Annotated in this window: 18 protein-coding genes, 1 pseudogene and 1 riboswitch; of the genes and pseudogenes, 14 read left to right on the forward strand and 5 right to left on the reverse strand. The window is 33.8% G+C overall.

What is annotated here, in order from left to right:
* Position 1: 1 nt before the first annotated feature.
* From purC to purD, 9 genes are read left to right on the forward strand one after another with little or no spacing between them, the layout of a single operon-like run.
* Positions 2–706 carry a phosphoribosylaminoimidazolesuccinocarboxamide synthase gene (gene purC / locus AC1RRU_RS04115; protein WP_011276164.1) on the forward strand — a complete coding sequence of 235 codons (705 nt, stop codon included), beginning with the start codon at positions 2–4 and terminating at the stop codon, positions 704–706.
* Positions 706–966 carry a phosphoribosylformylglycinamidine synthase subunit PurS gene (purS, locus tag AC1RRU_RS04120; protein WP_053023344.1) on the forward strand — a complete coding sequence of 87 codons (261 nt, stop codon included), beginning with the start codon at positions 706–708 and terminating at the stop codon, positions 964–966. Before purC ends, purS begins: the two co-directional genes overlap by 1 nt.
* A gap of 1 nt (position 967) precedes the next feature.
* Entirely contained in the window at positions 968–1,639 is a 672-nt protein-coding gene (gene purQ / locus AC1RRU_RS04125; RefSeq protein WP_053017783.1) for a phosphoribosylformylglycinamidine synthase I, read from the forward strand.
* Positions 1,632–3,821 carry a phosphoribosylformylglycinamidine synthase subunit PurL gene (gene purL, locus AC1RRU_RS04130; protein ID WP_011276161.1) on the forward strand — a complete coding sequence of 730 codons (2,190 nt, stop codon included), beginning with the start codon at positions 1,632–1,634 and terminating at the stop codon, positions 3,819–3,821. Before purQ ends, purL begins: the two co-directional genes overlap by 8 nt.
* Complete coding sequence (gene purF, locus AC1RRU_RS04135; RefSeq protein ID WP_493196450.1) at positions 3,800–5,284, forward strand: amidophosphoribosyltransferase; 1,485 nt, start codon at positions 3,800–3,802, stop codon at positions 5,282–5,284. The genes purL and purF overlap by 22 nt, the downstream gene beginning before the upstream one ends.
* The gene (gene purM, locus AC1RRU_RS04140) at positions 5,277–6,308 is read left to right on the forward strand and encodes a phosphoribosylformylglycinamidine cyclo-ligase (RefSeq protein WP_011276159.1); all 1,032 of its coding nucleotides are present in this window, start codon (positions 5,277–5,279) and stop codon (positions 6,306–6,308) included. The genes purF and purM overlap by 8 nt, the downstream gene beginning before the upstream one ends.
* Positions 6,308–6,874 (forward strand): phosphoribosylglycinamide formyltransferase, encoded by a 567-nt coding sequence (gene purN / locus AC1RRU_RS04145; protein WP_053017786.1) that lies wholly within the window; start codon positions 6,308–6,310, stop codon positions 6,872–6,874. Before purM ends, purN begins: the two co-directional genes overlap by 1 nt.
* Before the next feature lie 15 nt (positions 6,875–6,889).
* Positions 6,890–8,368 carry a bifunctional phosphoribosylaminoimidazolecarboxamide formyltransferase/IMP cyclohydrolase gene (purH, locus tag AC1RRU_RS04150; RefSeq protein WP_011276157.1) on the forward strand — a complete coding sequence of 493 codons (1,479 nt, stop codon included), beginning with the start codon at positions 6,890–6,892 and terminating at the stop codon, positions 8,366–8,368.
* Between the two features lie 33 nt (positions 8,369–8,401).
* On the forward strand, positions 8,402–9,643 hold the full coding sequence (purD, locus tag AC1RRU_RS04155) for a phosphoribosylamine--glycine ligase (RefSeq protein WP_053019952.1): 1,242 nt from the start codon (positions 8,402–8,404) through the stop codon (positions 9,641–9,643).
* A 49-nt stretch (positions 9,644–9,692) separates the two neighbouring features.
* Here the strand turns inward: purD and AC1RRU_RS04160 are convergent, their stop codons facing one another.
* From AC1RRU_RS04160 to graF, 4 genes are all read right to left on the reverse strand, one after another.
* Positions 9,693–10,502 (reverse strand): energy-coupling factor transporter transmembrane component T family protein, encoded by an 810-nt coding sequence (locus tag AC1RRU_RS04160; RefSeq protein WP_053023345.1) that lies wholly within the window; start codon positions 10,500–10,502, stop codon positions 9,693–9,695.
* The gene (locus tag AC1RRU_RS04165; protein ID WP_046309458.1) at positions 10,495–11,898 is read right to left on the reverse strand and encodes an ABC transporter ATP-binding protein; all 1,404 of its coding nucleotides are present in this window, start codon (positions 11,896–11,898) and stop codon (positions 10,495–10,497) included. The genes AC1RRU_RS04160 and AC1RRU_RS04165 overlap by 8 nt, the downstream gene beginning before the upstream one ends.
* Positions 11,899–11,910: 12 nt before the next feature.
* Positions 11,911–12,486 (reverse strand): ECF transporter S component, encoded by a 576-nt coding sequence (locus AC1RRU_RS04170; protein ID WP_011276153.1) that lies wholly within the window; start codon positions 12,484–12,486, stop codon positions 11,911–11,913.
* 86 nt (positions 12,487–12,572) lie between these two features.
* Positions 12,573–12,672, reverse strand: a riboswitch (TPP riboswitch).
* A 289-nt stretch (positions 12,673–12,961) separates the two neighbouring features.
* The gene (gene graF / locus AC1RRU_RS04175; RefSeq protein WP_011276152.1) at positions 12,962–13,081 is read right to left on the reverse strand and encodes a glycopeptide resistance-associated protein GraF; all 120 of its coding nucleotides are present in this window, start codon (positions 13,079–13,081) and stop codon (positions 12,962–12,964) included.
* 149 nt (positions 13,082–13,230) lie between these two features.
* On the opposite strand from graF, the gene auxA reads away from it, so the two are divergent.
* From auxA to ptsP, 5 genes are all read left to right on the forward strand, one after another.
* Positions 13,231–14,526 (forward strand): lipoteichoic acid stability factor AuxA, encoded by a 1,296-nt coding sequence (auxA, locus tag AC1RRU_RS04180; RefSeq protein WP_011276151.1) that lies wholly within the window; start codon positions 13,231–13,233, stop codon positions 14,524–14,526.
* A 191-nt stretch (positions 14,527–14,717) separates the two neighbouring features.
* On the forward strand, positions 14,718–15,890 hold the full coding sequence (locus tag AC1RRU_RS04185) for a class I SAM-dependent rRNA methyltransferase (RefSeq protein ID WP_053023346.1): 1,173 nt from the start codon (positions 14,718–14,720) through the stop codon (positions 15,888–15,890).
* A gap of 57 nt (positions 15,891–15,947) precedes the next feature.
* Complete coding sequence (locus AC1RRU_RS04190) at positions 15,948–16,490, forward strand: DUF697 domain-containing protein (protein ID WP_011276149.1); 543 nt, start codon at positions 15,948–15,950, stop codon at positions 16,488–16,490.
* Positions 16,491–16,824: 334 nt separating this feature from the next.
* Positions 16,825–17,091, forward strand: a complete 267-nt coding sequence (locus AC1RRU_RS04195; protein WP_011276148.1) for a phosphocarrier protein HPr — start codon at positions 16,825–16,827, stop codon at positions 17,089–17,091.
* Between the two features lie 2 nt (positions 17,092–17,093).
* Positions 17,094–18,809 carry a phosphoenolpyruvate--protein phosphotransferase gene (ptsP, locus tag AC1RRU_RS04200; protein ID WP_011276147.1) on the forward strand — a complete coding sequence of 572 codons (1,716 nt, stop codon included), beginning with the start codon at positions 17,094–17,096 and terminating at the stop codon, positions 18,807–18,809.
* Here ptsP and AC1RRU_RS04205 read toward each other — a convergent pair.
* A pseudogene (locus AC1RRU_RS04205) lies at positions 18,767–18,951 on the reverse strand (hypothetical protein); the annotation flags it as partial. The gene ptsP and the pseudogene AC1RRU_RS04205 sit on opposite strands and share 43 nt — an antisense overlap.

Genomic DNA, 18,951 nt, shown 5'->3' on the forward strand with positions numbered 1-18,951 from the left:
AATGGCGCTATTATATGAAGGAAAAGCGAAAAGAATTTTCTCAACAGACAATGAAGGTCAATTGAGAGTTGAGTATAAAGATGAAGTTACGGCTGGTAATGGTGCAAAAAAAGACAAAATGGAAGGTAAAGGACGATTAAATAATCAAATTACCTCTATAATATTTGAATATTTAGCTCATCATGGAATTGCGAGTCATTTTATTAAGCAACTTTCGGAAACGGAACAATTAGTTGAAGAAGTTAAAATCATTCCACTAGAAGTTGTAGTACGTAACATAGCAACAGGTTCTATAACGAAACGCTTAGGCTTTAACAAAGGTTATGAATTCGAAGCACCGTTAGTTGAATTTTTCTATAAAAATGACGACTTAAATGACCCATTAATTACAGATGATCACGTTAAACTTTTAAAAATAGCGAGCGAGAGTGAAATTGAAACATTAAAAACTATGGCTAAAGATATTAATAAAGTATTAGTTCAATTGATGGATGAGATGGATTTAAGATTAGTTGATTTTAAAGTTGAATTTGGTAAAACTTCTGACGGTAAAATTTTATTAGCTGATGAAATTTCTCCAGATACATGTCGTATTTGGGATAAATATTCTGATACTAACTTTGATAAAGACGTCTATCGCAATGATACAGGTTCACTTATTGACACTTATACAACATTTTTAAATAAATTGGAGGAACTAAAATAATGAAAACGATTGAACTTCACATTACATTACAACCACAGGTGTTAGATACTCAAGGACAAACACTAAATCGAGCTGTTCACGACTTAGGTTATAAACAAGTTAATGATATTCGTGTAGGTAAAGTATTATACATGACGGTTGACGAAGCAACTGATGAAGCGGTTGATAACATTGTGACGACATTAAGTGAAAAGTTATTCGCAAATACTGTAATTGAAGAATATAATTATAAAATTGTTGACGAAAAGGAGAATGCATAAGATGAAATTTGCAGTTCTCGTATTCCCAGGATCTAATTGTGATAGAGATATGTACAACGCAGCGATTAAGTCAGGTGTGCAAGCAGATTATGTTGATTATCGTGAGACGTCATTGGATGGTTACGATGGCGTATTAATTCCTGGTGGTTTTTCATTTGGAGACTATTTACGTTCAGGTGCAATGGCTAGTGTAGCACCAATAATTAACGAAGTAAAACGCTTGGCAAATGATGGCAAACCCGTTCTAGGTGTATGTAACGGATTCCAAATTCTCACTGAGATTGGTTTATTACCTGGTGCATTACTCCATAATGATTCTCATTTATTTATTAGCAGAAATGAAAATCTAAAAATTGCCAATAATCAAACTCCTTTTACAAATTTGTATGGTGAAAATGAAATTGTAGTTTATCCAGTAGCGCATGGCGAAGGTCATTATTATTGTACAGATGACATATATAACGAATTAGTTGAAAATAATCAAATTATCTTAACATATGAAGATAATCCAAACGGCTCTCATGAAAATATTGCAGGTATTGTAAATAAAGCAGGTAATGTTTGCGGAATGATGCCACACCCTGAACGTGCGCTTGAAAAAATTCTTGGAACTGACAGTGGCGTGAAATTATTTGAAGCAATGGTTAATAGTTGGAGGGAACAAAATGTCTAAGTTTATCGAACCTAGTATTGAAGAAATTAAGCTTGAAAAATTATATCAAGATATGGGCTTAAGTGACGCAGAATATAACAAAGTTTGTGAAATATTAGGAAGAGAACCTAATTTTACAGAGGTAGGCATCTTCTCGGTTATGTGGAGTGAGCACTGTTCTTATAAGCACTCTAAACCATTCTTAAAACAATTTCCAACTACTGGTGAGCATGTCTTAATGGGACCAGGTGAAGGCGCAGGTGTTGTGGATATTGGTGATAATCAAGCAGTAGTATTTAAAGTTGAATCACATAACCATCCGTCAGCTATCGAACCTTATCAAGGTGCTGCAACTGGTGTAGGTGGCATTATTAGAGATATCGTATCAATTGGAGCTAGACCAATCAATCTGTTAAACAGTCTACGTTTCGGTGAATTGTCAGTTAAACAGAACCAACGTTTACTTAAAGGTGTAGTACGTGGTATTGGCGGTTATGGAAATTGTATCGGTATCCCAACAACAGCTGGAGAAATTGAATTTGATGATCGTTACGATGGAAATCCGTTGGTTAATGCCATGTGTGTAGGTGTTATTGATCATGACATGATTCAAAAAGGGACTGCTAAAGGTGAAGGTAACTCAGTCATTTATGTAGGGTTAAAAACAGGTCGTGATGGTATTCATGGTGCAACTTTTGCATCTGAAGAGTTAACTGAAGAAAGTGAAAGTAAACGACCATCTGTTCAAATTGGTGACCCTTTTGTAGGTAAAAAATTAATGGAAGCCACATTAGAAGCGATTACTTTCGACGAATTAGTTGGTATTCAAGATATGGGTGCCGCTGGTTTAACGTCTTCATCATCAGAAATGGCAGCTAAAGGTGGCAGTGGTCTGGAATTACATTTAGATCAAGTGCCTACACGTGAACCAGGTATTTCACCTTATGAAATGATGCTTTCTGAAACACAAGAAAGAATGTTATTAGTTGTTGAAAAAGGTACTGAACAAAAATTCTTAGATTTATTTGAAAAACATGAACTTGATAGTGCGGTAATTGGTGAAGTAACAAATACTGACCGCTTCGTACTTAAATATGAAGATGAAGTATTCGCGGATATACCGGTTCAATCACTTGCAGATGAAGCGCCGGTCTATGTTTTAGAAGGTGAAGAGAAAGAGTACAACACATCTAAAAATGACTATAGCTCTATAAATGTCGAAGAAACATTTAAGAAACTTCTAATACATCCAACGATTGCCTCAAAACATTATTTATATGAGCAATATGATCAACAAGTTGGTGCTAATACTATCATTAAACCAGGTTTACAATCTTCAGTTGTTCGTGTTGAAGGTACGAATAAAGCTGTAGCCTCTACAATTGATGGCGAAGCACGTTATGTGTTTAATCAGCCTTATGAAGGTGGAAAAATGGTCGTAGCTGAAGCCTATCGCAATTTAATAGCAGTAGGTGCAACTCCACTTGCTATGACGGATTGCTTAAATTATGGCTCTCCTGAAAAGAAAGAAATCTATCAGCAGTTAATTGATTCAACGAAAGGTATGTCAGAAGCGTGTGAAGTATTAAAAACACCGGTAGTTTCAGGTAACGTATCACTTTATAACGAAACACGTGGCACATCTATTTTCCCAACGCCTGTCGTAGGAATGGTAGGTTTGATAGAGGATATTGATTATCTGAAGGATTTCCATCCTGAAGCTGGTCATAAATTATATTTAGTTGGTGAAACAAGAGATGATTTTGGTGGTAGCCAAGTTGAAAAATTATTATACGGTAAAGTCAATCATGAATTTGAAGCAATTGATTTAAGCGATGAAGTTAATAAAGGAGAAGCAGTCAAGAATACGATTAGAAGTGGCGTGGCTTCTCACGTACAAACAGTTGGTAAAGGTGGCTTATTAATTACTTTAGCGCGTATCAGTGCCCATTATGGTTTAGGATTAGAAGCTTCAATTGACCTTTCAGATGCACAATTGTTTAGTGAAACGCAAGGTCGATATATTATTGTTGTTAAAGAAGGACAGACGTTAAATATTGATGAAGCTATAGAAATTGGTCAATTGACAGATGTTGATGAATTTAAAGTTACTAATGCTCAAAGTTCGATTGTTGAAAAAGTCTCAGAGATTAAAGAAAGTTGGGAAGGAGCAATTGCACAGTGTTTAACTACAGTGGATTAAACGAAGAATGTGGTGTGTTCGGCATTTGGAATCATTCAGAAGCCGCTCAATTAACCTATATGGGACTTCACAGTTTACAACATCGTGGTCAAGAAGGTGCAGGTATTGTTGTATCAGATGGAGAAATTTTAAAAGGTGAACGAGGTCTTGGATTGTTAACAGAAGCAATTAAAGGTGATCAAATGGATCAACTTAAAGATGGACACAACGCCATTGGCCATGTTCGCTATGCCACATCAGGTAATAAAGGGATTGAAAATATACAACCATTTTTATATCACTTTTACGATATGAGCGTTGCGATTTGCCACAATGGTAATTTAATTAATGCCCAGACGTTACGTCAATATTTGGAAAAACATGGTGCAATCTTCCATTCTTCATCTGACACTGAAGTGATTATGCATTTAATACGCAGAAGTAAAGCACCAACTTTTGAAAAAGCGTTAAAAGAGAGCTTGCGACAAATTAAAGGCGGATTCACATTTGCAATACTTACTAAAGATGCATTATATGGAGCAGTAGATCCTAACGCTATCCGTCCACTGGTAGTAGGTAAAATGCAAGATGACACGTACATCTTAGCTAGTGAAACATGTGCCATTGATGTATTAGGTGCTGAATACGTGCAAGATATCCATGCTGGAGAATATGTTGTTATTAATAATGAAGGTATTGAAGTGAAATCATATACGAGTCATACAAATACGGCTATTTCAGCTATGGAATATATTTATTTCGCTCGTCCTGATTCTACTATTGCTGGCAAAAATGTTCATGCTGTTCGTAAAGCATCTGGAAAAAAATTAGCACAAGAAAGCCCTGCAAATGCAGATATGGTTATTGGTGTACCCAACTCATCATTATCAGCTGCAAGTGGGTATGCTGAAGAAAGTCACCTACCTTATGAAATGGGGTTGGTGAAGAACCAATATGTAGCTCGCACATTTATCCAACCGACTCAAGAGTTAAGAGAACAAGGTGTCCGCGTTAAATTGTCGGCAGTCAAGGATATCGTAGAAGGTAAACGAATTGTATTAGTTGATGATTCAATTGTGCGTGGAACAACGAGTAAACGTATTGTCAGAATGTTAAAGGACTCCGGAGCTAAAGAGGTTCATGTAAGAATCGCTTCTCCAGAATTTATGTTCCCAAGCTTTTACGGTATAGATGTTTCAACGACTGCTGAACTCATTTCTGCAAGTAAGTCACCTAAAGAAATTTGTGATTATATTGGTGCAGACTCATTATCATATTTAAGCGTAGACGGTCTAATTGAATCGATTGGATTAGATTATGACGCACCGTATAGTGGTTTATGTGTAGAGAGCTTTACAGGTGATTATCCAGCAGGACTATTTGATTATGAAGATAAATATTATAAGAACTTAAGTCAACGTCAACAGGATTATATTAATAATCATAAACACTACTTTGATAGAGAGGGTAATATTCATGTCTAAAGCTTATGAACAATCAGGTGTTGATATTCATGCAGGTTATGAAGCGGTTGAGAGAATGTCTAGTCATGTTAAACGAACAATGCGTAAAGAGGTACTAGGTGGTTTAGGTGGATTTGGTGCTACCTTTGATTTGTCTCAATTAAATATGAAGGCACCCGTACTAGTTTCTGGTACAGATGGTGTTGGTACTAAATTGAAATTGGCTATTGATAATGATAAACACGACACAATCGGAATTGATGCAGTAGCGATGTGTGTAAACGATATTTTGACTACTGGTGCTGAGCCATTATATTTCTTAGATTATATTGCAACGAATAAAGTTGTTCCAGAAGTAATCGAACAGATTGTTAAAGGTGTGAGTGATGGATGCGAAGAGACTAACACTGCACTTATTGGTGGAGAAACAGCTGAAATGGGTGAAATGTATCATGAAGGTGAATATGACCTTGCCGGATTTGCTGTTGGAGCAGTCGAGAAAGACGACTATATTGATGGATCAGCAATTCAAGAAGGTCAAGCCATCATTGGTTTAGCCTCTAACGGAATACATTCAAATGGTTATAGCTTAGTACGTAAATTAATTAAAGAATCTGGTATAGATTTAAATGACGATTTTGATGGTCGTACGTACTTAGAAACGTTTCTAGCACCAACGCAGCTATATGTAAAACCTATTCTTGCTCTAAAAAAAGCTGTTCAAATTAAAGGAATGAATCATATCACTGGTGGTGGTTTTTATGAGAATATTCCACGTGGGTTACCAGAAGGTTTAGCAGCTAACATTGATACACAAGCATTTCCAACACCAAACGTATTTAATTGGCTACAACAACAAGCCAATATAGATACTAAAGAAATGTACAATGTCTTTAATATGGGGATTGGTTTCACTGTCATAATCGATAAAAAAGATGTTGCGCAAACACTCGATATTTTAAAACAAGAGGGTATATCTGCTTTCGAAATAGGTGAAATTATTGAAGACAAAGACACGCCTATTCATCTTGAGGGGGTAGAGTAGTGGCTAAAGTAGCAATATTTGCATCTGGTTCAGGTAGTAATTTCGAAAATATTGTATTATACGCAGATAAAGGGGAACTCAATAATATAGAAATTACATCTTTATATACTGATCATCACGATGCTTACTGCGTCAAACGTGCTGAACAATTAAAAGTAGCTGTCAATATTAATGAACCTAAAGATTTCGAATCAAAAGCAGATTACGAACAACATTTAATAGAACTGTTACAACGTGAAGAAGTTGAGTGGATAATACTTGCTGGCTATATGCGATTAATTGGACCTGATTTATTAGACGCTTACGAAGGTAAAATTTTAAACATCCATCCATCACTATTACCGAAATATAAGGGGAAAGATGCTATTGGACAAGCGTTTAATAGTGGCGATAAGGTAACTGGTTCAACTGTACATTATGTTGATAGTGGTATGGATACGGGAGAAATTATTGAACAACGACAATGTGATATAAAACAGGACGATACTAAAGAGAATTTGGAAGAACGTGTAAAGCGTTTGGAGTATGAACTTTATCCAAGTGTTATAGCTAAAGTTATTAAATAAGGAGTTAATCTAATCATGAAAAAAGCAATTTTAAGTGTCTCAAACAAAAGTGGAATAGTGGAGTTTGCTAAATCTTTAATCAAATTAGATTATGAATTATATTCAACTGGAGGAACTAAAGGTGCTTTAGAAGATGCTTCTGTACCGGTGAAATCTGTCTCAGAATTAACACAATTTCCTGAAATTATGGATGGCCGTGTTAAAACATTACACCCGGCAGTACATGGTGGCATTTTAGCAGATCGTGATAAACCTGAACATTTAGAACAGTTATCAGAACAACATATTGATTTAATCGATATGGTAGTAGTTAACTTATATCCTTTCCAAAAAACAGTCGCAAAACCAGATGTAACTGAAGCAGAAGCAATTGAAAACATCGATATTGGCGGACCTACTATGTTACGTGCTGCAGCTAAAAACTTTAAACATGTGACTACAATTGTACATCCAGCTGATTATAATGAAGTCATTGAACGCATAAAGGAAGACCGACTCGATGAGGATTTCCGTAAAGAATTAATGATCAAAGTTTTTGCACATACGAACGAATATGATCATGCTATTGTAAGCTTCTTTAAAGGAGATAGCGAACAATTAAGATATGGTGAAAATCCTCAACAATCAGCGCGTTTTGTTCGTACTTCGAATAGCAAACACACAATTGCAGGTGCTAAACAATTACATGGTAAAGCTTTAAGTTTTAACAATATTAAAGATGCTGATTCTGCACTTTCACTTGTTAAGAAATTTAAAGAGTCTGCTGCCGTTGCAGTTAAACATATGAACCCTTGTGGTGTTGGTATTGGAGATAATATTGAAACTGCATTTAAACATGCTTATGATGCAGATAACCAATCGATCTTTGGTGGCATTATTGCATTAAATAGAACCGTAACTTCTGATTTAGCTGAAACATTACATGCTATATTTTTAGAAGTAGTGATTGCTCCAAGATTTACTGATGAAGCTTTAGACATTTTAACTAAAAAGAAAAACATACGTCTATTAGAAATTGATATGACGATTGATAATCGTGAAGAAGAATTTGTTTCTGTATCTGGTGGCTATTTAGTCCAAGACAAAGATAACTTTGAAGTTGCTAAAGAAGATATGAAAGTTGTAACTGACAAGGCACCTACCGACGATCAGTGGGATGCGATGCTATTAGGTTGGAAAGTAATCCCTTCTGTAAAAAGTAATGCTGTCATCTTGAGTAATACGAAACAAACGGTAGGGATTGGTGCTGGTCAAATGAATCGTGTTGGCTCTGCAAAAATTGCGTTAGAGCGTGCAATAGAAATCAATGACAATGTTGCCCTAGTTTCAGATGGTTTCTTCCCAATGGATGATACCGTTGAATTGGCTGCACAGCATGGTATTAAAGCTATTATTCAACCTGGTGGTTCAATTAAAGACCAAGATTCAATTGATATGGCGAATAAATATGGCATTGCTATGGTGACAACTGGTATGCGTCACTTCAAGCATTAATTTATCATTTAAATAATGGAAGGGGTAATAATGATGAATGTTTTAGTTATCGGAGCGGGTGGCCGAGAACACGCTTTAGCTAATAAATTGCGTCAATCACCATTAATTGATCAATTACACGCAATTCCAGGTAATGACGCTATGGTTAATGTTGCAGAAGTGCATACTGACATTGCGGAAAGTGATCATGAAGCCATCTTAAACTTTGTTCAAGAAAATAAGATTGAATGGGTGGTTGTTGGTCCTGAACAACCATTAATTGATGGATTGCCAGATAAATTACGTCAAACTGGAGTTAAAGTGTTTGGTCCTAATAAGGATGCAGCTCAAATTGAAGGATCTAAGCTATTCGCTAAAAAAATTATGCAAAAATATAATATTCCAACAGCAGAATATAAAGAAACTAATAACAAAACAGATGCGCTGGCGTATGTAAATCATTGTGATTTACCAATTGTAGTTAAAAAAGATGGTTTAGCTGCTGGTAAAGGTGTAATCATTGCTGAAACACGTGAAGACGCAATTAAAGCAGTAGAAACACTTTATCCTGAAGAACATGGTGAAGTGGTCTTTGAGCAATTTTTAGAGGGTGAAGAATTTTCATTAATGACTTTTATTAACGGGGATTATGCAGTTCCATTTGATTGTATTGCGCAAGACCATAAACGTGCTTTTGATAATGATGAAGGACCAAACACTGGAGGAATGGGTGCATATTGTCCGGTGCCACATATAACTGAAGATGTTTTAACACGTACGAATAAAGATATTGCACAGCCTATTGCAAAAGCGATGAAAGCTGAAGGTTATGATTACTTTGGATTACTTTATATTGGTGCGATTTTAACGTCAGAAGGCCCTAAAGTAATTGAATTTAACGCGCGCTTTGGTGATCCTGAAGCTCAAGTCTTATTAAGTCGTTTGGAAAGTGATTTAATGGCTCAAATTGTTGCTTTAGATCGTAAAGAACCTATTCTATTTCAATGGCAAGATGATTTTGTTGTAGGAGTTATGTTAGCTTCTAAAGGATATCCAGGAAGTTACGCTAAAGGAGCTAAAGTAGCAGGCTTTGAATTAAATGATACTTATTTTGTGAGTGGATTGCGTAAAGAAGATGATGCATTTGTTACTTCAGGAGGCAGAGTGATATTAGCTCTTGGAAAAGGTGCAACAATTGAAGATGCACAGAAAGTAGCTTATAACAATGTAGAAAAAATTAAGAGTGATAACCTATTTTATCGTCATGATATTGGAAATAAGGCATTGAATAAGTAAATGTAAAAAATAGGGCGTATCCTGATGGACAGTGATACGCCCTATTTTTTTATGAGGTATAACCTGATACACGAGCATCAGTAATCCCAGTGATAGGGAAGTATTGTGAAAGATAAAATGCGATGATTAATATGGCCACAACACAAATTACAAATAAAATATCTTTATAAGAAAACGGTGCTTTATAATAATATGTTCTTGGGCCATCTTTGAAGCCTTTAGATTCCATCGCAACAGACAATTGATGCGCACGACGGATATTTTGACTTAAGATAGGTATTAATAAATGTTTTAGACGTTTAAGCCCTCTATAATTTGAAGCATCAATCATTTGATAACGCATTTTAAGCGAACGTCTCAATTGAATGAGTGATGTGAAAATGAGAGGGACCATTCTGATCGCAGCCATAAACGCATATGCAATTTTAGGTTTTACTTTTAAATGTTGCATTAGGCTATAAAAAATCATGACAATTTCGGATGTGAGGGCCAATAAAATACCAAACATCGACACTGTAATTGTACGTAATGATAAATGCAAGCCACGTACAATACTTTCAGTACTAATTTGAATAATGCCCCATTTAAATAACATATGTGTACCATCGCCGTAAAGAATCATAAATAATGACGATAATAGCGCAAATAGCACAGTGGCTAAAATAAAGGCTCCGGTAATTTTAAACTGCGTACCATTAAATGCCATTAAAAATAAAAACATAATAATGGTAATGTAAATCATATAATCAAAATCATGGACAAATATAATGAAAATGAATAGCGCTACACCAAGTAAAAGTTTCGTAATGATATTAACGTCATCTACAAAGGAATAGTGTTTCTTCCAACGTTCAAACATGTGATTCACCTTCCTCTTCAATGAGTTGGTTATCTTCGACGATTAAACGACGTGTTGGATAGCGATGAATGATTTCCGGGTCGTGTGTAACCATAATGATGGTTTGACCACTAGAGACGCTTTCTTGGAAAAGTTCAATCAATTGGAATGTATTGTGACTATCCAGTCCGAATGTTGGTTCATCTAGCAAGATGATGTCGGCTTTTGAACTTAGTGCAGTAGCTACGCTAAGACGTCGTTTCTGACCCATAGATAATTCAAATGGATGTTGGTTTTTAATAGCTTCTAAATGCAATAATTTTAAAAGTTTCATCGTTTCATTTTCAGCGATTGAAGGTTCTTGATGATTATAATGTATATATATTTCTTCATAAACTGAATTTGTTATAAATTGTAATTCAGGGTTTTGATAAACGAGATACATATGCTTGGCTGCATCTTTAATTTTCTTCAATATTGTATTCTTATAAGCCATCGTGCCTTCATATTTTATAAGTTGCATCATTGATTCTAACAGCGTTGTTTTACCTGTACCATTTTTCCCAGTTATCGTAATCCATTCTCCAGAATGAACATTTAATTCGGATGTCTGGAATAATTGTTTTTTACCACGAATAACTTGACCATTCTTAAAAGTAAATAATGTTTCAGCTTCATTAGATGGAAATGTAATCGGCTTTGGCGCATGATCCCAAGCATGAGGATGCCAAACGCCAAATTCAGTGAGTAAATGCTCACAGTTGTTTAATATGTAATCCGGTGTGCCATCTGCTATGATTTGCCCTTCATAATTCAATAAGATGACTCTATCGACATGCTCCCAAATATGTTCAACTTTGTGTTCGACAATAAGCACAGTTTGATCGGACCATAACTGAATAAGTCGTTGCCACAAATCAGCTGTAGCATCTACATCTAACATGGCAGTAGGCTCATCTAAGAAAAGCGTATTAGCTTCTTGTAAAATAGTTTCAACAATAGCGAGCTTTTGTTTCATGCCACCACTTAAATGATTGACAAAAGTATTGTCCGTAACATTTAAATCAACCGATGCTAAAGCATTCTCTATAAGTGCGTCCATTTCATTGCGTGGTACTTGCTTATTTTCTAGAACGAAAGCAAGTTCTTCATACACTTTAGGCATACAAAACTGCGTATCTGGATCTTGAAAAATGACGCCGGAGTGTGGGTCAATTTCAAGCTCATCATATTTCATCGGTAATTCAATTAGATTTGGAACGATACCACTTAAAACATTAAGCAATGTGCTCTTACCAGATCCAGAAGGACCTAGTAAAAGCACTTTTTCTTTATCTTTAATTTCAATATTTAAATTATCGAAGATTTTACGTTCGCCGTTAGGATATTTTAGACGTAAATTTTTCGCTTTTAACACTTTAATTTCCCCTTATAGGTTGTCGTAGTCTTTTTGAGATGCAGGGCGGAATAATTTCGTTACACCTGTTTGATCTAATGCTTTAACAATCAGATAAGATAATAAGCCTGCAATGACAATACCGCTAATAGAACGGAAGATAATGAATAAAAGAAGATTCCATCCTGCGACTTCAGCTAAATAACCGTAATAATAATCAACTGGAAATGAAATTAATGCAGTTGCTAATCCTGCTAATATAGCAACCATTAATGATCTAGATTTATATTTGAAAATAGCAAAAATAATTTCACAAGCTAAACCTTGAAGGATAGCATATACAATTGTAGGGATATCAAATTTACCCATAACAATTGTTTCACCAGCACCTGCGGCAAATTCTGCAATTAGTGCAATACCAGGTTTAGGAATTATTAAATACGCAACGATAGCTGCCATAAACCAAACGCCATAAGTTAATTGCTCAATGTGAACACCGGCAACTTGGGCCACATTATATGCAAACCACCATAAGTTATAAATAATAGCAAATACTACTGCAATCAGAACAGTTACTAATATTTCTGAAAGCTTTAAACCTTTTGACATGTTATTTCCTCCTAAAAAACGCACAACCATCCGTAGAAAGTTGTGCGTGAATTTAAATAAAATGCTATATGTATTTACCACAATTATTTATATTAGCAACACTTTCCTACGCTAGTTTTAACTAGTTCAGGTTCAAAGGGTTCGAGGTTAAACCTCATCTCAGTATACACACCCCTAGTGCATTTTATATTTAATTTATTTTAAATGTATGACTTTTAAGATTTAATGTCAAGATGATTTTGCTAAGTTACAAATAAAAAAGGGGATTTGATTTGGTTTTACTCTGAATACGCTATTCCCTAATACACTTAACTAGTGAAATCTCTAAAATATTTAAACCTTGTATTAAAAATAAAAACTGAGAAAAGCTCGGAAAGAGCGTTCTCTCAGTTTTTAGTTAACTACTACTTTTTAGCAGTGTAGCGGTTAAATAGTATATTGTTCTCAACTCCTGCGAATTGAGATTTCTTAATAATTAATCTAAAGTGTCTTGAACATCTTTTTTAGTTTGTTCGATGTCATCAGTTTTTTCTTCTTTTTGTTCTTTTAATTTTTCTTCTACTTCTTTTGCTTTTTTAGCATCTTCGTTTGTCATAATTAACACTCCTTGATAGATTAATGATTACAATTTAAGTTTACCCACATAAAAGTAGGATAAACTTATATAGGTCTCGAGATGTATTTTATTGTTTAATAAAGACAAGATGAACATCTTACTATATAATGAATTTTGAGGTGAACAGTATGTCTTTTCTTAAGAAACACACCGAGATAATTTTTAGTTATATTATCGGTATCGTTTCACTCTTCACGGGTCTCATAATATTAATAAACTTACCTTTAATCAATCAATTAAAAGATAAAGAAAAAGTTGAGTTGAAAATTCATAATTTATGGGATTTTCTTAATGCATTCTTCAGTGAAATAATTAGAGTGATGAGTAGGTTCATAGGCAGCTTTCCTATTATTAGTGCAGTCATAATTATTCTGTTTGGTATTCTTGTAATGCTTATTGGATATGCATTATTTAGAACTACGAAATATGATTACGACATCTCAATTTTCTTTTTAATTATTGGGATTTTATACTTCCTCATTTCAATTACTTTAATGACTCAAGTGTACAGTTTTTGGGCAATTATCTTTATTATTCCTTTTATAATTCACACAGGCTACATTGTATATAAAGATGAACTTAATGTTGCTAATAGAAAAAGCCATTATCTATGGATTATCTTTTCATACGGAATAAGTTATTTAATTACTCAAATTTCTCTATACGGTAAAATTGATGCCAATGAAATTGCACCAATAGATATCTTAAGTGTAAATACATTTTTCTTAGTTATGTGGTTATTAGCGCAAGCTTCAATATGGAATTTCCTATTCTTAAGAAGAGCTTTACCATTAACTAAAGAAGAATTGGGTGAAGAAGAACCTGAATTATCAAGAACAAGTAAGGGAAATGTTTCGAATCAGTCTAAAGTTCATTTTAAACAACTTCAAGATAAAACATCAGAATATGCACGTAAGACGAGAAGAAGTGTCGATTTAGAAAAAATCAGATCAAAACGTGATAAATTTAAAAATAAATTCAAAAATGTATTTAATATTGAAGAAGATGATATACCAAATTGGATGAGACGTCCTAAATGGATTAAACCAGCATATGTAGAAATATTCTGTGGCTTCATTCTATTCTTATTTACATTTATTGAATTTAATAACAGAAACGCATTGTTTGTTTCTGGTGAATGGGAACTATCTCAAACGCAATATGTTGTTGAATGGGTAACATTGTTATTGTTAATGTTTGTAATCATTACATACATTGCAACTACATTTACACATTTCTTAAGAGGTAAATATTATTATTTACAATTATTTATGATTAGTATTCTATTCTTTAAATTGTTAACTGAATTCGTAAACATTATGATTCATGGATTATTATTATCGATTTTTATTACTCCAACTCTAATCTTAATGTTGATGGCGGTTATTATCGCATTTACGTTACAATTGAGAGAAAAACCTTAATTATTTCAAATTTTACTTAGGTGGAAGCGTGAAATCTATGGTGACAAAATAGACTTCGCGATCCACCTTTTTTGTTTATGTTATTTTGTGTAATGACAAATTCATATTTGTTAAAATAATAACGAATAATATTTAGAAATTTTTTATAAACTTTAAACTACAAAAGCATTCTAATTAGGAGCGTTTAAAAAATGAAAATAGCAACTTTAAATAGAGGTAAGGAATCAAAGTATTTAAATCAATATCCACTTGTGGATGAAGATGATATTTATAAAAATGATCATTTAAAAGAAGGCGATTTATTTTATCTTATGAACGGTCAAGAACAGTACGTTGCTACTGCATATGTAGGACGTCAACATAAGGGTTTAGGCTGGGTATTGAGTTATGATCAAAACGAAGCCATTAATACTTCTTTTTTCGAAAAACAATTTCAAATTGCATTACAAGAGCGTGATTATTACTATCACATTGAAGGAACCAATGCGTTTAGACTATTTAACGCTGAAGGCGATGGTGTTGGAGGCTTAACAATCGATAATTACGATGGCCACTTATTGATTCAATGGTATTCAAAGGGGATATATAAGTTTCGCTATAATGTCATTGAAGCCATTCAACAAGTATTTCCATTTAAGTCAATTTATGAAAAAATGCGTTTTAAAGACTCTGAATACACCGGTGGACATGTAATCGGTGAAGCACCTGATTTTCCAATAGTTATAGAGGAGAATTTTACATTTTACAATGTAGACCTAGATGATGGTTTGATGACAGGTATATTCTTAGATCAAAAAGAAGTACGTAAGAAATTACGTGATCATTTTGCAAAAGAGAAAGATATACTAAATTTATTTAGTTATACAGGTGCGTTTTCAGTAGTGGCTGCTCAAAATGCTAAATCAACGACAAGTGTGGATTTAGCCAACCGTTCACGTAGTTTAACTGAAGAAAACTTTGGTTTAAATGGTATTGACCCTAAAAGTCAATATATATATGTCATGGATACATTTGATTTTTACAATTATGCTGCACGACATGGTAAAGTATTCGACACAATAGTTATTGATCCACCAAGTTTTGCAAGAAATAAGAAGAAAACATTCTCAGTACAAAAGAATTATGATGATTTAATTAATGGTGCATTAAGTATACTTGCTCCAAATGGCTCGTTATTATTATGTACAAATTCAAGTACTTTCTCATTAAAAGTATTTAAAAATGTTATTAAAACGACACTTAACGAAGCGGGTGTAACATACGAAATTGAGGAAGTAATGGGCTTACCTAAGGACTTTAAAACACATCCGCACTATAAACCCTCAAAATATTTAAAAGCTGTATTCATTAATATCAAGCATTAAATAATAAAAAGTGGGTATAAATGTGTAATGAATGAATTATGAAAGGTGTGTCTATTAATGGGCATTATGAATAGATTTTCAAGTGGAGTTACAAACAAAGTTGGTAATAAAGTTCTAAACATTGAAGAAATTAAAGAAAAAAGTATTTTGCCAACAACTAAAGAAGAAATAGCTGAGCGCAGAGCTAAAGCAGAAACAATTGTGAAGAAGAAGTCACTTTTATCTTCAGGTATGAGTGTTGTACCAATTCCAGGATTAGATTTCGGTGTAGATATTAAATTAATGAGAGATATTATTGAAGATATTAATAAAATTTATGGTTTAGATCACAAACAAGTTAATACACTTGGCGATGATGTGAAAGAACGAATTCTTGCAGCAGCTGCTATACAAGGTAGTTCATTTATCGGTAAAAAAGTGTCTAGTGCAGTGCTTAAAGTGATCATTAGAGATATGGCAAAACGTGCGGCAGCAAAACAAACTAAATGGTTCCCAGTTGTGGGACAAGCTGTCTCAGCATCAATAAGCTATTATTTCATGAATAAACTTGGACGTGAACATATCGAAAAATGTGAAAAAGTGCTTCATGATATTATTTAAATTGAAAATGTTGTAGTATAATTGAAGTGAGCTTAGTGATAAAGCTAAAATAATTATCATACAAATTTGTCTTAAATTATCATTTAAACCGAAGTTGTTATAGAGATTTTAATTAGTGTTTTGTGCATATCATAAGTAAGTAATAAATATTGAAGATTAGAATCTAATTTATACAATTTGAAACACTTGTTTATTTCTATAAAAACCGATTATAATAGTTTTTCAATCCTATTAGAATTGAATTTAGTATTATATTTTGGTAGTGTTATGGTATAAAATTATGTTAGATTATGACAAATTTGAATATTCTAACTTTGCGAAGGAGAAATAGATTATGGAACAAAAATCTTATGTAATTATCGATGAAACTGGTATTCATGCACGTCCTGCAACTATGTTAGTTCAAACTGCATCAAAATTTGATTCAGATATTCAATTAGAATATAACGGTAAAAAAGTTAACTTAAAATCAATCATGGGTGTTATGAGTTTAGGTGTAGGTAAAGATGCTGAAATCACTATCTATGCTGATGGAAGCGATGAAGCAGACGCAATTCAAGCTATCAGTGATGTCTTATCTAAAGAAGGTTTAACTGAATAATTATGTCAAAATTAATTAATGGTATTGCGGCATCAGACGGTGTCGCAATTGCTAAAGCTTATTTATTAGTAGAACCTGATTTATCATTCACTAATGAAAAAGTCACTGATACTGATGCCGAAATCCAAAAATTCAGAAATGCGTTAGAAGCTTCTAAAATTGAATTAACAAAAATCAGAAATAATGCTGAAAAACAATTAGGTCCTGATAAAGCCGCAATCTTTGATGCGCATTTATTAGTACTTGATGATCCAGAGTTGATTCAACCAATCGAAGACAAAATTGCGAACGAAAAAGTAAGTGCCCCAGAAGCGCTTGATGAAGTAACTTCACAATTTATTACAATCTTCGAATCTATGGATAATGAATACATGAGAGAGCGTGCAGCAGATATTAGAGACGTATCTAAACGTGTGCTAGCACATCTTTTAGGTGTTGAATTACCAAATCCAAGTATGATTGATGAAAGTGTTATTATTGTTGGTAACGACTTAACGCCTTCAGATACTGCACAATTAAATAAAGAATTTGTTCAAGGTTTCGTAACAAATATTGGAGGTCGTACGAGCCATTCAGCAATTATGAGTCGATCATTAGAAATTGCTGCAGTTGTTGGTACAAAATCAGTTACTAAAGAAGTTAAACAAGGCGATATGGTTATCGTTGACGGAATCACAGGTGACGTTATTGTTGACCCTACAGAAGATGAGTTAATTGCTTATCAAAACAAACGTGAACGTTTCTTTGAAGATAAAAAAGAATTACAAAAATTACGTGATGCTGAAACGGTAACAATCGACGGTGAACATGCTGAATTAGCTGCTAATATCGGTACACCTGATGATTTATACGGTGTAATGGAAAATGGTGCTGAAGGAATCGGTTTATATAGAACTGAATTCTTATATATGGGTAGAGATCAAATGCCAACTGAAGATGAGCAATTTGAAGCCTATAAAAAAGTGCTAGAAACAATGAAAGACAAACGAGTTGTAGTTCGTACCTTAGATATTGGTGGCGATAAAGAGTTACCTTATTTAAATCTACCTAAAGAAATGAACCCATTCTTAGGTTACAGAGCAATTCGTCTATGCTTAGATCAACAAGATATTTTCAGAACACAATTACGTGCATTATTACGCGCGTCAGCTTACGGTAAATTAAACATTATGTTCCCAATGGTAGCTACAATCAATGAATTCCGTGATGCTAAAGCCATTCTGTTAGAAGAAAAAGAAAATCTTAAAAATGATGGTCATGACGTTTCTGATGAAATTGAGTTAGGTATCATGGTTGAGATTCCATCTACAGCTGCTTTAGCTGATATCTTTGCTAAAGAAGTGGATTTCTTCAGTATTGGTACTAATGATTTAATTCAATATACTATGGCAGCTGACCGTATGTCAGAACGCGTTTCATACTTATACCAACCTTATAACCCAGCTATTTTACGCTTGGTTAAACAAGTCATTGAAGCTTCTCATAAAGAAGGTAAATGGACTGGTATGTGTGGTGAAATGGCTGGAGACGAAACAGCTATCCCATTATTATTAGGTTTAGGATTAGATGAATTCTCAATGAGTGCGACATCTATCTTAAAAGCTAGAAGACAAATTAATGGTTTAAGTAAAAATGAAATGTCTGAATTAGCAAATCGTGCAATTAATTGTGCTACTCAAGAAGAAGTAAAAGATTTAGTTAATAACATTTCTAAATAATGATGTATTCGAAGAGTCCGGGACATAAAGTTCTTGGATAAGTGAAAAAAAGACAATTTCTATTGAAATAATATAGAAATTGTCTTTTTTATAAATTTTTTGATTATTTTCAGCTCGTTGAGCTACTACTTTTCTTATATTA

The organism is Staphylococcus sp. GW821-FHT11H10, assembly GCF_058807855.1.

Coding starts and splice junctions, on each gene's coding strand:
- purS (WP_053023344.1), top strand. CDS start 706: ATGAAAACGATTGAACTTCACATTACATTACAACCACAGGTGTTAGAT.
- purC (WP_011276164.1), top strand. CDS start 2: ATGGCGCTATTATATGAAGGAAAAGCGAAAAGAATTTTCTCAACAGAC.
- purM (WP_011276159.1), top strand. CDS start 5,277: ATGTCTAAAGCTTATGAACAATCAGGTGTTGATATTCATGCAGGTTAT.
- auxA (WP_011276151.1), top strand. CDS start 13,231: ATGTCTTTTCTTAAGAAACACACCGAGATAATTTTTAGTTATATTATC.
- graF (WP_011276152.1), bottom strand. CDS start 13,081: ATGACAAACGAAGATGCTAAAAAAGCAAAAGAAGTAGAAGAAAAATTA.
- purL (WP_011276161.1), top strand. CDS start 1,632: ATGTCTAAGTTTATCGAACCTAGTATTGAAGAAATTAAGCTTGAAAAA.
- purH (WP_011276157.1), top strand. CDS start 6,890: ATGAAAAAAGCAATTTTAAGTGTCTCAAACAAAAGTGGAATAGTGGAG.
- purD (WP_053019952.1), top strand. CDS start 8,402: ATGAATGTTTTAGTTATCGGAGCGGGTGGCCGAGAACACGCTTTAGCT.
- AC1RRU_RS04195 (WP_011276148.1), top strand. CDS start 16,825: ATGGAACAAAAATCTTATGTAATTATCGATGAAACTGGTATTCATGCA.
- AC1RRU_RS04185 (WP_053023346.1), top strand. CDS start 14,718: ATGAAAATAGCAACTTTAAATAGAGGTAAGGAATCAAAGTATTTAAAT.
- AC1RRU_RS04170 (WP_011276153.1), bottom strand. CDS start 12,486: ATGTCAAAAGGTTTAAAGCTTTCAGAAATATTAGTAACTGTTCTGATT.
- ptsP (WP_011276147.1), top strand. CDS start 17,094: ATGTCAAAATTAATTAATGGTATTGCGGCATCAGACGGTGTCGCAATT.
- AC1RRU_RS04190 (WP_011276149.1), top strand. CDS start 15,948: ATGGGCATTATGAATAGATTTTCAAGTGGAGTTACAAACAAAGTTGGT.
- AC1RRU_RS04160 (WP_053023345.1), bottom strand. CDS start 10,502: ATGTTTGAACGTTGGAAGAAACACTATTCCTTTGTAGATGACGTTAAT.
- purQ (WP_053017783.1), top strand. CDS start 968: ATGAAATTTGCAGTTCTCGTATTCCCAGGATCTAATTGTGATAGAGAT.